This window comes from Micromonospora sp. R77, assembly GCF_022747945.1.
GTDB lineage: Bacteria > Actinomycetota > Actinomycetes > Mycobacteriales > Micromonosporaceae > Micromonospora.
Genome location: NZ_JALDST010000001.1, coordinates 5,313,983 through 5,328,641 on the forward strand (window position 1 = coordinate 5,313,983; position 14,659 = coordinate 5,328,641).

The window sequence follows — 14,659 nt, forward strand, 5'->3', positions numbered from 1 at the left end:
GCTGGCCACCGCCGGCGCGAGCACGGCGTGCTGACCAGCCGGCCGGCGCGGCGCGGCGACGCCGCGCCGGTCGCCGAACTCGGCGCGTCGGCCCCCGGGTCACCGTCGGCCGCGACGTCGCCCGACGCCCTCGCCCGGCTCGTCGCCGACGTCGAGGTCGACGGCCCGCCGATCCGGCGGTCGTGCACAGTCGCCGGGCCCGGGCTGCGGCCGGCGCGGTGCCGCTCGCCGGCGACCGACCTGGCCGGGTTCGCGGCCGGCGTACACGTGAAGCTGGCCGGGACGGCGAACCTGGACCGGCTCTTCGACCGCGCGGACCTCGACGCCTTCGTCCTCTACTCGTCCGTCGCCGCCGTCTGGGGCGCCGCCGACCACGCCGCGTACGCGGCCGGCAACGCCTACCTCGACGCGGTCACCCGCGCCCGACGGGCCCGCGGCCTGGCCGGCACCACCATCGCCTGGGGCATCTGGTCCGGCGGCGGCATGGGCCGGGACGTCGACGCCGCCGACCTCAAGTGGCGGGGCCTGCCCTTCATGGCGCCCGACGTGGCGATCGCCGGCCTGCGCGCCGCCCTCGCCGACGACGAGGAGTTCCTCACCGTCGCCGACGTCGACTGGGAGCGGTTCGTCCCGGTCTTCACCGCCGCCCGCCCGCGCCCGCTCCTCGACGACGTGCCGGAGGTCCGCGCCGTACTCGACCGGGAGGCGTCGCCCGCAGTCGCCGATCCGCTCGCCGACCGGCTCCGTACCCTCTCCGCGCCGGACCGCGACGCGGCCCTGCGGGACCTGGTGCGCCAGCAGGTCGCGGCCGTCCTCGGCCGGTCCGACGCGGACGGCATCGACGACACCCGGCCGTTCCGGGACCTCGGGTTCGACTCGCTGCTCGCCGTCGGGCTGCGCAACGCCCTCGGCGCGGCCACCGGCCTGAAGCTCGCCACCACCCTCGTCTTCGACTACCCGACCGTCGGCCGGCTGGCCGAGCACCTGCACACCACCCTCTTCGGCGCGGCGCAGCCCGCCGCCGCCGACCCCACCGCCCCCGCCACCGGTGACCCCGACGACCACGCCGTCGCCATCGTCGGCATGGGCTGCCGGTTCCCGGGTGACGTCGCCGGCCCCGAGGAACTGTGGCGACTGCTGCGCGCCGGGCAGGACGCCGTCGGCGAGTTCCCCGACGGGCGGGGCTGGCACCTCGACGAGCTCTACAGCCCCGACCCCGACGCCGAGGGAAAGGTGACCGTCCGCACCGGCGGCTTCGTCCACGACGCCGGCCACTTCGACCCCGCGTTCTTCGGCATCTCGCCCCGCGAGGCCGTCGCCATGGATCCGCAGCAGCGGCTGCTGCTGGAGACCTCCTGGGAGGCCATCGAGCACGGCCGGATCGACCCCGCCGACCTGCGCGGCAGCAGCTGCGGCGTCTTCGTCGGCGCCGCCCACAGCGGCTACGGCAGCGACCTGCGGCACCTGCCCGAGGGCACCGAGGGACACCTGGTCACCGGCACCGTCACCAGCATCGCCTCCGGCCGGATCGCCTACACCCTCGGCCTCGAAGGACCCGCCGTCACCCTCGACACCGGCTGCTCCTCCGCACTCGTCGCGCTGCACCTCGCCGTCCGGGCGCTGCGCTCCGGCGAGTGCGCGTACGCGCTGGCCGGGGCCGCCTCGGTGGTCTCCTCACCGCTCGGCTTCCTCGGCTTCAGCCGGCAGCGCGGACTGGCCGCCGACGGCCGGTGCAAGGCGTTCGCCGAGGACGCCGACGGGATGGGCTTCGCCGAGGGTGCCGGCATGCTGCTGCTGGAACGCCTGTCAGACGCCCGCCGCAACGGCCACCGCGTCCTTGCCGTCATCCGGGGCAGCGCGGTGAACCAGGACGGCGCGTCCAACGGCCTGACCGCCCCGAACGGGCCCGCGCAGCAGCGGGTGATCCGGGCCGCCCTGGCCGACGCCGGGCTGACCACGTCCGAGGTGGACGCGGTGGAGGCGCACGGCACCGGCACGCCGCTGGGCGACCCGATCGAGGCGCAGGCGCTGCTGGCCACGTACGGGCAGGACCGGGACGCCGACCGGCCGCTCTGGCTGGGGTCGGTGAAGTCCAACATCGGGCACACCCAGATCGCCGCCGGAGCCGCCGGCCTGATGAAGATCGTCCTCGCGCTGCGGCACCAGCTGCTGCCCCGCACCCTGCACGTGGCGCAGCCGTCGTCCCGGATCGACTGGTCGGCCGGTGCGGTACGGCTGCTGGCCGAGGAGCACGAGTGGCCGGCCATCCCGGGCCGGCCCCGCCGGGCGGGCGTCTCCTCGTTCGGGGTCAGCGGCACCAACGCCCACGTCATCGTGGAGGAGGCCCCGGCGCAGGAGCCGGCGCAGCCCGCTCCGGTGTCGACCGGGCCGGTGCCGTGGCTGCTCTCCGGCCGGTCCGTGGCGGCGCTGCGCGCCCGGGCCACCGAGTTGGTCGACCTGTCGGCCGATCCGGTGGACGTCGGGTGGTCGTTGTTGACGTCGCGGTCGTCGTTCGAGCACCGGGCCGTGGTGCTCGACGGTGACGCCGCCGGTTTGGCGGCGGTCGCCGACGGGGTGCCGGCCGACGGTGTGGTGTCGGGTGTGGTGTCCGGCTCCCCGGGTCGGGTGGTGCTGGTGTTCCCGGGGCAGGGGGCGCAGTGGGCCGGCATGGGCGTGGAGCTGGCGGCCGCGTCGCCGGTGTTCGCGGCGCGGTTGGCCGAGTGTGAGACGGCGCTGTCGGAGTTCGTGGACTGGTCGTTGACGGCGGTGCTGCGGGGGGACGCGGATGCGCCGTCGTTGGACCGGGTGGATGTGGTGCAGCCGGCGTCGTGGGCGGTGATGGTGTCCCTGGCGGCGGCGTGGGAGTCGTTCGGGGTGCGGCCGGCGGCGGTGGTGGGTCACTCGCAGGGTGAGATCGCGGCGGCCTGCGTCGCCGGGGCGCTCTCGCTGACCGACGGCGCCCGGGTGATCGCCCTGCGGTCGCGACTGCTGGCCGGCCTGGCCGGCAGTGGCGGCATGGCGGCGCTCGGACTGCCCCCGGCCGAGGCCGAGGAACTGCTGACCGGCTTCGACGGCGTGTACGTGGCGGCCGTGAACGGCCCCCGCTCCGTGGTGCTCTCCGGTGACCGGGCCGCCCTCGACCGGGTCGGCGCCGAGTGCGCGCGCCGGGAGATCCGGTTCCGCCTCGTCCCGGTGGACTACGCGTCGCACTCCCCGGCCGTCGACGACGTGCTGACCGAACTGCGCCGGGAGGTAGCCGCCGTCCGACCGCAGACCCCCCGGGTGCCGCTGCTCTCCACGGTCACCGGCGACTGGGTCCGGGACGCGAGCCTCGACGCCGACTACTGGTGCGCCAACCTGCGCCGGCCGGTCCGGTTCGCCGACGCCGTACGGACCCTCGCCGCCGAAGGCTTCGGCACGTACGTGGAGGCGTCCCCGCACCCGGTGCTGACCGCAGCCGTCGAGGAGACCCTGGACGGCCACGACGGCTGCGTGGTCGGGTCGCTGCGCCGCGACGACGGCGGCCCCCGGCGGTTCCTGCTCTCCCTGGCCGAGGCGTGGGTCCGCGGCGCGGCCGTGGACTGGACGGCGGCCTTCCCGGCCGTCGGCGCCCGCACCGTCGACCTGCCCACCTACCCGTTCCAACGCCAGCACTACTGGCTGACCGCGCCGGCCGGCACCGCCGAGGACCGCCCCGGCGACCCGGCCGACGCCGAGTTCTGGGCCGCCGTCGAACGCGACGACCCGGCGGCCCTGGCCGCCACCCTCGGCATCGACGCCGCCGACTCGCCGCTGCCGCAGGGTGCCGGTGCTCGCCGACTGGCGGCAGCGCCGCCGGCAGTCCGCCATGGCTCGTGGCGGTACGACGTCACCTGGCGACCGGTCCGTACCGCCGCCGCGCCGCGCCTCGACGACACCACGTGGCTGCTGCTCCTGCCGGAGGGCGACCCGGCCGGCGCACCCGACCCGTGGTCCACCCACCTGCGCCGGCAGCTCGAAGACCTCGGCGCCCGGGTGCACCAGCTGACCGTCACCGGGGACCGCGCCACCCTGGCCGAGCGGCTGCGGGCCGACGGGGTCCGACGGCTGTGCCGGCGTCCCAGTCCCTGCTGGCGCTCGGCGGGCGGCCCCACCTCGACCCGGCGGTGACCGTCGTCCAGGCCCTCGGCGACGCGGGGAGCACCGCGCCGCTGTGGTGCCTGACCCGAGGCGCGGTCACCGTCGGGCCCGCCGACGCCACCGTCGACCCCGACGGCCCAGCTCTGGGGCCGCCGATCGGCGATGGAGTACCCGCACCGGATCGGCGGCCTGGTCGACCTACCGGCCACCCCCGACGACCGGGCCGCGCAGCGCTGTCGCGGCCGTCACCGCCGGTGGCGAGGACCAGCTCGCGGTACGCCCCGCCGCGGCGACCGGTCGACGCCGGTCCGCCGGCCGGCGCGACACCCGGTCCGCGCTGGCGCCGCGCGGCACCGTGCTGGTCACCGGCGGCACCGGTGGCATCGGCGCGGGATGGCCCGCTGGCTGGCGACCGAGGGCGCCCAGCACCTCGTACTGACCGGCCGGCGCGGTGCGGACGCGCCCGGCGTACCGGAGCTGCGGGCCGAGCTGACCGCGTCGGGCGTGGACGTCACCGTCGCCGCCTGCGACGTGACCGACCGGGACGCCCTCGCCCGCCTGCTCGACACCATCGGGGAACGGCACCCGCTCACCGCCGTCGTGCACGCGGCCGGCGTGGGCCAGTACCAGCCGCTCACCGACACCGGCGTCGCCGACCTCGAGGACGTGCTCGCCGCGAAGGTGCTCGGCGCCGCCCACCTCGACGACCTGCTCGGCGATCGGCCGCTGGACGCGTTCGTGCTCTTCTCCTCCAGCGCCGGCGTGTGGGGCAGTGGCGGTCAGGCCGGCTACGCCGCCGCCAACGCCTGGCTCGACGCGCTCGCCGTCGCCCGCCGCGCCGAAGGGCTGCCCGCCACCTCGATCGCCTGGGGCGTGTGGGGCGACGTCGGGCTGGCCAGCGGCGAACTCGGCGAGCGGCTGCGCGGTACCGGCATGGGGCAGCTGCCGCCCCGGGCGGCGCTGGACGCGCTGCGCCAGGTCGTCGACCAGGACCTGGGCTACCTGGCGATCGCCGACATCGACTGGACCCGGTACGCGTCGACCTGCACCGAGGGCCGCTCCGGCCGGGTACTCGACGCGCTGCCCGAGGCGTCCGCCGCGCTCCGCCCGGCCACCGACGAGGCGACCGACGGCGGGTTCGCCGGCACCCTCGCCGGGCTCACCGCGGTCGAGCGGGAGCAGGCGCTGCTGACGTTGGTGCGTACCCAGGCGGCGGCGGTGCTCGGCCTGGCGGACCCGGCGGGGGTGGACCCCGACCGGGCGCTGCGCGACCTCGGGTTCGACTCGCTGACCGGCATGGACCTGCGCAACCGGCTCAACGCGGCGACCGGCCTGCGGCTGCCGGTCACCGTGGTCTTCGACCACGCCACCGCGAACCGGCTGGCCCGGCACCTGGCCGCCGAACTGTTCGGTGCCGCCGAGGCGCCGGCCGACCCGACGCCGGTCGCAGCGGCGGCGACGCCCGACGACGACCCGGTGGTGATCGTCGCGATGAGCTGCCGCCTGCCCGGCGGGATCAGCACCCCCGAGCAGTACTGGGAGCTGCTGGCCACCGGCGGGGACGCGGTCTCCGGCTTCCCGACCGACCGGGGCTGGGACGTCGACGGACTGTACGACCCCGACCCGGACCGGCCCGGCACCTTCTACACCCGGGGCGGCGGCTTCCTGCGCGACGTCGCCGACTTCGACCCGCCGTTCTTCGGCATCTCCCCGCGCGTCGCACCGGCCATCGACCCGCAGCACCGGCTGCTGCTGGAGACCTCGTGGGAGGCGTTCGAGCGGGCCGGCATCGACCCGGCGACGGTCAAGGGCACCCCGGTCGGGGTGTTCGTCGGCGCCAACTACAACGACTACGGCTCCCGGCTGAGCCACGCCCCCGGCGAGTACGAGGGGCAGCTCGCCACCGGCAGCGCGGCCAGCGTCGCCTCCGGACGGGTGGCGTACACCTTCGGTCTGGAGGGGCCGGCCGTCACCGTCGACACCGCCTGCTCGTCCTCGCTGGTCGCGCTGCACCTGGCCGTCCAGGCGGTCCGCAGCGGCGAGTGCGTGATGGCCCTCGCGGGCGGCGTCACCGTCATCTCCACCCCGGACACCTTCATCGAGTTCAGCCGGCAGGGTGCGCTCTCGCCGGACGGCCGGTGCAAGGCGTTCTCCGCCGACGCCGACGGTGCCGGCTGGGCCGAGGGGGTGGGCCTGCTGCTGCTGGAACGCCTCAGTGACGCCCGCCGCCACGGCCACCCCGTCCTCGGCGTGGTACGCGGCGCGGCGATCAACCAGGACGGCGCGTCGAACGGGCTGACCGCCCCCAGCGGCCCCGCCCAGCAGCGGGTGATCCGGGCCGCCCTGGCCGGCGCCGGGCTCAGCGCCGCCGACGTGGACCTGGTCGAGGCGCACGGCACCGGCACCACCCTCGGCGACCCGATCGAGGCGGAGGCGCTGCTGGCCACGTACGGCCGGGACCGGCCCGCCGACCGGCCGCTCTGGCTCGGCTCGGTGAAGTCGAACATCGGCCACACCCAGGCCGCCTCCGGCGTCGCCGGGGTGATCAAGGCGGTGCTGGCCATGCGGCACGGCGTCATGCCGCGCACCCTGCACGTCGGGGAACCCACCCGGCACGTCGACTGGTCCACCGGCGCGGTCCGGCTGCTCACCGAGGACCGCGCCTGGCCGGACGGCGACGCGCCGCGCCGGGTCGGGATCTCCTCGTTCGGGGTCAGCGGTACCAACGCCCACGTGATCGTCGAGCAGGCGCCCCCGGCGGTCCCGACGCCGGCCGCCCCGGCCCGTCCCGCCGGGGCGGGGTGGCTGCCGTGGACGCTCTCCGCGCGGACCGCCACCGCGCTCACCGCCCAGGTGCGTCACCTGCTCACCGCCCTCGACGACCGCACCGGCACCGACGCCGCCGACGTGGCCCGGACGCTCGCCGGGCGGGCCCGGCACGGACACCGCCTGGTCTGCTGGGGCACCGACGCGGACGCGCTGCGCCGGCAGCTCACCGGCTGGCTGGCCGGCCGACCGGTCACCCCCGGCGCGGCCGGGGCGGCCGACCACGGTCGTACCGCCTTCCTCTTCTCCGGGCAGGGCGCGCAGCGGCTCGGCGCCGGCCGGGAGCTGTACCGGACGTTCCCGGTCTATGCCGACGCGTTCGACGAGGTGTGCGCGCGGATGGACCTGGAGCTGGAGCGGCCGCTGCGCGAGGTGGTGTTCGCCGCCGAGGGCGACCCGGACGCCGGCCTGCTGGACCGGACCGACTACACCCAGCCGGCGCTCTTCGCCGTCGAGGTGGCGCTGTTCCGGCTCTTCGCCTCGTGGGGGATCACCCCCGACCACCTGCTCGGGCACTCGATCGGCGGGTTGACCGCCGCCCACCTGGCCGGGGTCTTCGGGCTCGACGACGCCTGCCGGCTGGTGGCCGCCCGGGGCCGGCTGATGCAGCGGCTGCCGGCCGGCGGGGCGATGGTCGCCCTGGCCGCCGCCGAGGACGAGGTCACGCCCCTGCTCGCCGGCCGCGAGGAGCGGATCGGCCTGGCCGCGGTGAACGGGCCGCACGCCACCGTGGTCTCCGGCGACGTCGCCGAGGTGGAGCGGGTCGCGGCCCACTTCGCCGAACTCGGCCGCAAGACTAGGCGTTTGCGGGTCAGCCATGCGTTTCACTCCCCTCATATGGACGCCATGCTTGCCGGATACGCGGAGACGGTCCGGGCTGTCCCGATGTCACCGCCGAGGATCCCGGTGGTGTCCGACGTGACCGGTGCGCCGGCCACCGCCGCGCAGCTCTGCGACCCCGACTACTGGGTGTCCCAGGTGCGCGAGCCGGTCCGGTTCGCCGACGGCGTCGCCGCCCTCACCCGCGCCGGGGTCACCCGCTTCCTGGAACTCGGCCCGGACGCCGTACTCGCCGCGATGACCGTCGACTGCCGCGCCGACGACGCCCCCGGCGTCGTGACGTCCGCCCTGCGCCGGGGCCGCGACGAGGTCGCCGGCGTGCTGACCGCGGCGGCCCAGGTGTACGCGCACGGCGGTACCGCCGACTGGGCGGCGTTCGCCCCGCACGGCCGGCTGGTCGACCTGCCCACCTATCCGTTCGAGCGGCAGCGGTACTGGCTGGACGCGCCGGCCACCGACACCGACGTGCGGGCGGCCGGCCTGGACCGGACCGACCATCCGCTGCTCGGCGCGGCCCTGCCGCTGGCCGGCGACGACGGTCACCTGTTCACCGCGCTGCTGTCCCGGCAGCGGCACCCGTGGCTCGGCGACCACGTCATCGACCGGACCGTGGTGCTGCCCGGCACCGCCTTCCTCGAACTGGCCGTCCGCGCCGGTGACCAGGTCGGCTGCGCCCGGGTCGACGAGCTGACCCTCGCCGCGCCGCTGGTCCTGCCCGAGCGGGGCGCGGTCCGGGTGCAGCTCCGGCTGGACCCGGCCGACGCGAACGGGCCCGGTCCCTGACCGTGCACTCCGCCCAGCCGACGCGACCGACGACGAGCCGTGGCAGCGGCACGCCGAGGCCGGCTCGCGCCCGGCGACCGCAGCGGCGAGGGGGGCCCGTGCCGTGGCCGCCCGCCGACGCCACCCCGGTCGACCTGACCGACTTCTACGCCCGACTGGCCGCGACCAGCGCCTGACTACAGGCCGGCGTTCCAGGGGCTGCGCGCCGCCTGGCGGCGCGGCGACGAGGTCTTCGCCGAGGTGGTGCTCCCCGACGGCGTCGACGCCGCCGGCTACGGCCTGCACCCGGCGCTGCTGGACGCCGCGGTGCAGACCGTCGGGCTGGGCGCGGCCGGCGAGCGGGGCCGCGGCGTGATGCCGTTCTCCTGGCAGGGCACCGTCCTGCACACCGCCGGGGCCACCCGGCTGCGGGTCCGGCTGACCGACGTCGCCGACGACACCGTGTCGCTGCGGGTCTGGGACACCGCCGGCAACCCGGTCGCCTCGGTCGACTCGCTCGCCATCCGGCCCACTGCGGGCGTCGGCGTCCGACGCACCGGCCACGACGCGCTGTTCCGTACCGAGTGGGTGCCGGTGGCGTCCGCGCCGCTGCCCGCGGCCGGCGCTGGGCCGTGGTCAGCAGCACCGAACTGCGGCCGGAACTGGCCAAGGCGTTGGCCGGCGCGGCGGCGCTGGAGGCGTACCCGAGTGTCGCGGCGCTGACCGAGGCGGTCGCCGCAGGCGCCCGTGCCGGACCGGGTGGTGGTCGTCGCGGCCGGCGCGGGACGGCACCGGCGACCTCGCCGACGCCGCCCAGTCCGCCGCCCACCGGGCGCTGGAGCTGGTCGGTCGTGGCTGGCCGACGAGCGGCTGGCCGCTCCCGGCTGGTCCTCATCACCCACGGCGCGGTGGCGGTCGACGCCGACACCGAGCCTGACCGACCTGCCGGCCGCCACCCTGCACGGCCTGGTCCGGACCGCCACCAGCGAGAACCCGGGCCGGTTCGGGCTGGTCGACCTCGACGCCAGCGACGCGTCCGCCGCCGCGCTGCCCGCCGCCGTCGACGGCGACGAACCGCAGACCGCGATCCGCGCCGGCGTGGTCCGCGCCGCCCGGCGGTCCGGGCCCCAGGGCAGCCCGCCGCGGCACCGGTCTGGGACCCGGACGGCACCACCCTGGTCACCGGCGCCACCGGCACCCTCGGCCGGCTCGTCGCCCGGCACCTGGTCACCGCGCGGCGTCCGCCGGCGCTGCTGCTGGTCAGCCGCCGGGGCCCGGCCGCCGACGGCGCGACCGAGCTGCGCGACGAGCTCACCGCGCTGGGCGCACGGGTCACCGTGGCCGCCTGCGACGTGGCGGACCGGGCGGCGGTGCGCGGACTGGTCGAGGAGATCCCCGGCCGGGCCCCGCGGCCGCCGTGGTGCACGCCGCCGGGGTGGTCGACGACGGGGTGGTCACCGCGCTGACCCCGGAGCGGATCGACCGGGTGCTCGCGCCCAAGGTGGACGCCGCGCTGCACCTGCACGAGGCGACCGCGTCGGCGCCGCTGACCGCGTTCGTGCTCTTCTCGTCGCTCGCCTCGACGTTCGGCGGCGCCGGGCAGGCCGGGTACGCCGCCGGCAACGCCTTCCTCGACGCGCTGGCCAGCCACCGGCGGGCCCAGGGGCGGCCGGCGGTCTCGCTCTGCTGGGGGCCGTGGGCGCAGGAGAGCGCGATGACCGGCAAGCTGACCGCCGCCGACCACGCCCGCTTCGCCCGCGGCGGGGTCGTGCCGCTCGCCTCGGCCAAGGGCTCGACCTGTTCGACCTGGCCTGCGCCCAGGACGAGGCGGTGCTGGTGCCGGTCCGGCTGGATCGCCGCGCTCACCGCCGCCGGTACCGTGCCGCCGCTGCTGCGCGGCCTGGTCCGCCCGCCGGCCCGGCCACCCCACCGCCCCCGCGCCGACCGCCCCGACCGACCGGTACGCGGCGTTGCCCGCCGCCGAGCGGGGCAGGCCCTGCGGGGAACTGGTCCGGGCCGAGGCGGCGCTGGTGCTGGCGTACCCGGGGCCGGAACTGGTGGACACCGACCGGGGCTTCCTGGAGCTGGGCTTCGACTCGCTCATCGCCGTCGAGCTGCGCAACCGGCTCGGCCGGCAGACCGGGCTGACCCTGCCCGCCACCCTGCTCTTCGACCACCCGACGCCCGCCGCGCTCGCCGCGCACCTCGCGGCGTCCTTCCCGTCCGACGCCGAACGCCTGCTCGACCCGATCCTCGCCGAGCTGGACCGGCTCGGCGCGCACCTGCCCGACGACGCGGCCGACGACGACCCGCTGCGCGACCGGGTGGCGAACCGGCTGCGCGAGCTGCTGGCCCGGGTGGGCGGCGGGGGCGCGTCGGTCGCCGGGACGGCGCCGACCGCGGTGCTCGACGGGTTCGACGAGGCGACCGACGACGAGATCTTCCAGTTCCTGGACAACGAGCTGGGCAGCTGAGGACGGCGGATGGACAGCACCGCCGTGCCAGAGGCGCCCCGGCCCGGACGATTGGCGGACCGATGAGCGAGCAGCGACTGCGCGAGTACCTGAAGCGGGCCAGCGCCGACCTCCAGCAGACGCGGCAGCGGCTGACCGACCTCCAGGCCCGCGACACCGAGCCGATCGCCATCGTCGGCATGAGCTGCCGGCTCCCCGGTGACGTCACGTCGCCGGAGGAGCTGTGGCGGTTGCTGGCCGACGGCACCGACGCGGTCGGCGGGTTCCCCACCGACCGGGGCTGGGACCTGGAGTCGCTCTACGACCCGGACCCCGACCAGCCGGGCACCACGTACGCCACCGAGGGTGGGTTCCTGCACGACGCCGGGGACTTCGACCCGGAGCTGTTCGGGCTCAGCCCGCGCGAGGCGCTGACCACCGACCCGCAGCAGCGGCTGCTGCTGGAGGCGTCCTGGGAGGCGCTGGAGCGGGCCGGGATCAGCCCCACCTCGTTGCGCGGCAGCCGCACCGGCGTCTACGTCGGCGTGATGTACAACGACTACGCCACCCGGGTGCGGCAGCCACCGAAGGGCCTGGAGGGGCACCTCGGCAACGGCAGCTCGCCGAGCATCGCCTCCGGGCGGGTGGCGTACACCCTCGGGCTGGAGGGGCCGGCGGTGACCGTGGACACCGCCTGCTCGTCGTCGCTGGTCTCCATCCACCTGGCCTGTCAGGCGCTGCGGTCGGGGGAGTGCACCCTGGCGCTGGCCGGTGGCGTGACGGTGATGTCCACCCCGGTGACGTTCGTGCAGTTCGCCCGGCACCGGGGGCTCGCCCCGGACGGCCGCTGCAAGTCCTTCGCCGACGGTGCGGACGGCACCGGCTGGGGTGAGGGCGTCGGCCTGCTCGCCCTGGAACGGCTCTCCGAGGCCCGCCGCCACGGGCACCGGGTGCTTGCCGTGATCCGGGGCACCGCGATCAACCAGGACGGGGCCAGCAGCGGCCTCACCGCCCCCAACGGACCCTCCCAGCAGCGGGTCATCCGGCAGGCGCTGACCAACGCCGGCCTCACCCCGTCCGACGTGGACGCCGTCGAGGCGCACGGCACCGGCACCCGGCTCGGCGACCCGATCGAGGCGCAGGCGCTGCTCGCCACGTACGGCCGGGACCGGCCGGCGGACCAGCCGCTCTGGCTCGGCTCGCTCAAGTCCAACCTGGGCCACACCCAGGCCGCCGCCGGGGTGGCCGGCGTGATCAAGATGGTCCTCGCGATGCGGCACGGCACGCTGCCCCGCACCCTGCACGTCGATCAGCCGTCCCGGCACGTCGACTGGTCCGCAGGCTCCGTCCGGCTGCTCACCGAACCCCGCCCCTGGCCCGGACGGGACCGGCCGCGCCGCGCGGCCGTCTCCGCGTTCGGCGTCAGCGGCACCAACGCGCACCTGATCGTCGAGGAGCCGCCGGCGCCGGCCGACCACACCGAACCCGTCGCGCCGGCGCCGGCCACCTCGCCCCGGTCGCTGGCCGTGCTGCCGTGGCCGGTGTCCGCATCGACCCGGACGGGCTCGCCGCCCAGGCCCGCCGGCTGCGCGCCGGCCTGCCGGCGCAGGCCCGCCCGCTCGACGTCGGCTTCTCGCTCGCCACCGGGCGCGCGTCGCTGGAGCACCGCGCGGTCGCGCTCGGCGGCGACCGGGACCGGCTGCTGGCCGCGCTGACCGCCGCCGCCGACGGCACCGACCACCCCGATCTGGTACGCGGACACGTCCTCGGCGGCCCGGTCGCGTTCCTGTTCAGCGGCCAGGGCGCCCAGCGGGTAGGGATGGGTCGGGAACTGTCGGAGGCGTTCCCGGCCTTCGCCGCTGCCCTGGACGAGGTCTGTGCGGCGCTGCCCGCCGGCTCGGGTCCCGGCGTCCGCGAGGTGATGTCCACCGACGGCGACCTGCTGGACCGCACCGAACACACCCAGCCGGCGCTCTTCGCCTTCGAGGTGGCGCTGTTCCGGCTGCTGGAGTCGTGGGGGATCCGCCCCGACCACGTGATCGGCCACTCCATCGGCGAGTTGGCCGCCGCGTACGTGGCCGGCGTGCTGTCGCTGCCCGACGCCGCCCGGCTGGTCGCCGCCCGGGGGCGGCTGATGCAGGCCCTGCCGGCCGGTGGCGCGATGGTGGCCGTCCGGGCGACCGAGGACGAGGTGACCCCGCTGCTCGGTGACGGCGTCTGCCTCGCCGCGGTCAACGCGACCGGTTCGGTGGTGCTCTCCGGCGACGAGGACGCGGTGCTGCGCGCCGCCGCGCCGTTCGCCGCCCGGGGCACCCGCCGGCTGGCGGTCAGCCACGCGTTCCACTCGCACCTGATGGATCCGATGCTGGCCGGGTTCCGCGCGGTGGCCGAGTCGGTGGAGTACCGTCGGCCCCGCATCCCGGTGGTGTCCAACCTGACCGGGCAGGTGGTCGACGAGTTCACCGCCGAGCACTGGGTGCGGCACGTCCGCGAGGCGGTCCGCTTCGCCGACGGGGTCCGCACCCTGCGTACCCTCGGCACCGCCCGCTTCGTCGAGCTGGGCCCGGACGCGCCGCTCTGCGCGGCCGTCGCCGACGACGTGCCGCAGGACTGCCTGATCCAGCCGCTGCTGCGTCGGGACGTACCCGAGGTCGCGGCGCTGACCTCGGCGGTCGCCCGGCTCTGGACGGCCGGGGTGCCCACCGACTGGGCGGCGTTCTTCGCCGGCACCGGGGCGACCCCCGCCGACCTGCCCACCTTCGCGTTCCAGCGGCGCCGGTTCTGGCTCGACGTGCCGCTGTCCCGGCCCGACCCGGCCGCCGACCACCCGGTCCTCGACGTCCGGCTGGAACGGGCCGACGCCGACGGCGTGGTCCTCGGCGGCCAGGTCTCCGTCCGCACCCACCCGTGGCTGGCCGACCACCGGGTCGCCGGCCGGATCCTGGTGCCCGGGACGGCCTTCCTCGACCTCGCGCTGCGCTCCGGCGCCCAGCTCGGCTGCCCCCGGGTGGACGAGCTGGTGCTGGCCGAGCCGTTGGCCCTCGCCGACACCGACCGGGTCCGCCTGCAGGTGGTGGTCGGCCCCGCCGACGCCGACGGCCGGCGCCCCGTCACCGGCTACGCCCGCCCCGTCGCCGACACCGGGGACTGGACGCGCCACTTCACCGGCACCCTCGCCCCCGAGGTCGAGCCCGAGCACCCCGCCGACACCGAGTGGCCGCCGGCCGGGGCGGAACCGGTCGACGTCGACCACGTCTATCCGGAGCTGGCCGAGGCCGGCCTGACCTACGGCCCGCTGTTCCGTGGGCTGCGCGCGGCCTGGCGGCGCGGCGACGAGATCCACGCCGAGGTGGACCTGCCCGAGACGGCGCAGGTCGAGGCGGAACGGTTCGAGCTGCACCCGGCGCTGCTGGACAGCGCCCCGCACGCCGCCGCGCTGGGCGACGCGGTCGGTGCGGCGGCGGTGCTGTTCGCCTGGTCCGGGGTGTCGCTGCGCACCCCGGCGCGACCGCGCTGCGGGTGACGCTGCGCCGCCTCGCCGAGCGGACGCTGGAGCTGACCGCGACCGACGCCGCCGGGGTGCCGGTGGTGTCGGTGGAGTCGCTGCCGCTGCGCCTGCTCGCCGACGGTCCGGCGCCGCCGACCGGCGCCACTGGGAC

At 77.0% G+C, this 14,659-nt stretch carries 8 protein-coding genes and 2 pseudogenes; 9 read left to right on the plus strand and 1 reads right to left on the minus strand.

The window, feature by feature from the left end; all coding sequences use genetic code 11:
* Positions 1 to 27 precede the first annotated feature (27 nt).
* A complete protein-coding gene (locus tag MRQ36_RS24895) occupies positions 28 to 4,149 on the plus strand; it encodes a type I polyketide synthase (protein WP_242799184.1) in 4,122 nt (1,373 codons plus the stop codon).
* A 168-nt stretch (positions 4,150 to 4,317) separates the two neighbouring features.
* Here the strand turns inward: MRQ36_RS24895 and MRQ36_RS24900 are convergent, their stop codons facing one another.
* Complete coding sequence (locus MRQ36_RS24900; RefSeq protein ID WP_242799185.1) at positions 4,318 to 4,485, minus strand: hypothetical protein; 168 nt, start codon at positions 4,483 to 4,485, stop codon at positions 4,318 to 4,320.
* Positions 4,486 to 4,512: 27 nt separating this feature from the next.
* Between MRQ36_RS24900 and MRQ36_RS24905 the strand changes: the two genes are divergently transcribed.
* The 8 genes and pseudogenes from MRQ36_RS24905 (at position 4,513) to MRQ36_RS24930 (ending at position 14,523) form a co-directional block, all read left to right on the plus strand.
* Positions 4,513 to 8,568: a type I polyketide synthase gene (locus MRQ36_RS24905; protein ID WP_242799186.1), complete on the plus strand. Its 4,056-nt coding sequence runs from the start codon at positions 4,513 to 4,515 to the stop codon at positions 8,566 to 8,568.
* A 198-nt stretch (positions 8,569 to 8,766) separates the two neighbouring features.
* Positions 8,767 to 9,270, plus strand: coding sequence for a polyketide synthase dehydratase domain-containing protein (locus tag MRQ36_RS24910; RefSeq protein WP_242801357.1), 504 nt, complete (start codon positions 8,767 to 8,769; stop codon positions 9,268 to 9,270).
* Between the two features lie 39 nt (positions 9,271 to 9,309).
* Positions 9,310 to 9,600 (plus strand): annotated as a pseudogene (locus MRQ36_RS34585) (hypothetical protein); the annotation flags it as partial.
* A 170-nt stretch (positions 9,601 to 9,770) separates the two neighbouring features.
* Positions 9,771 to 10,013: a KR domain-containing protein gene (locus tag MRQ36_RS34590; protein WP_374251185.1), complete on the plus strand. Its 243-nt coding sequence runs from the start codon at positions 9,771 to 9,773 to the stop codon at positions 10,011 to 10,013.
* Positions 9,998 to 10,189 (plus strand): annotated as a pseudogene (locus MRQ36_RS34595) (KR domain-containing protein); the annotation flags it as partial. The gene MRQ36_RS34590 and the pseudogene MRQ36_RS34595, both read left to right, overlap by 16 nt.
* Positions 10,190 to 10,517: 328 nt before the next feature.
* Positions 10,518 to 11,021 carry an acyl carrier protein gene (locus MRQ36_RS24920; protein ID WP_242801359.1) on the plus strand — a complete coding sequence of 168 codons (504 nt, stop codon included), beginning with the start codon at positions 10,518 to 10,520 and terminating at the stop codon, positions 11,019 to 11,021.
* A gap of 89 nt (positions 11,022 to 11,110) precedes the next feature.
* On the plus strand, positions 11,111 to 12,715 hold the full coding sequence (locus MRQ36_RS24925) for a type I polyketide synthase (RefSeq protein ID WP_374251187.1): 1,605 nt from the start codon (positions 11,111 to 11,113) through the stop codon (positions 12,713 to 12,715).
* Between the two features lie 104 nt (positions 12,716 to 12,819).
* Positions 12,820 to 14,523 (plus strand): acyltransferase domain-containing protein, encoded by a 1,704-nt coding sequence (locus MRQ36_RS24930; protein ID WP_278188727.1) that lies wholly within the window; start codon positions 12,820 to 12,822, stop codon positions 14,521 to 14,523.
* The last annotated feature ends 136 nt before the right edge of the window (positions 14,524 to 14,659 follow it).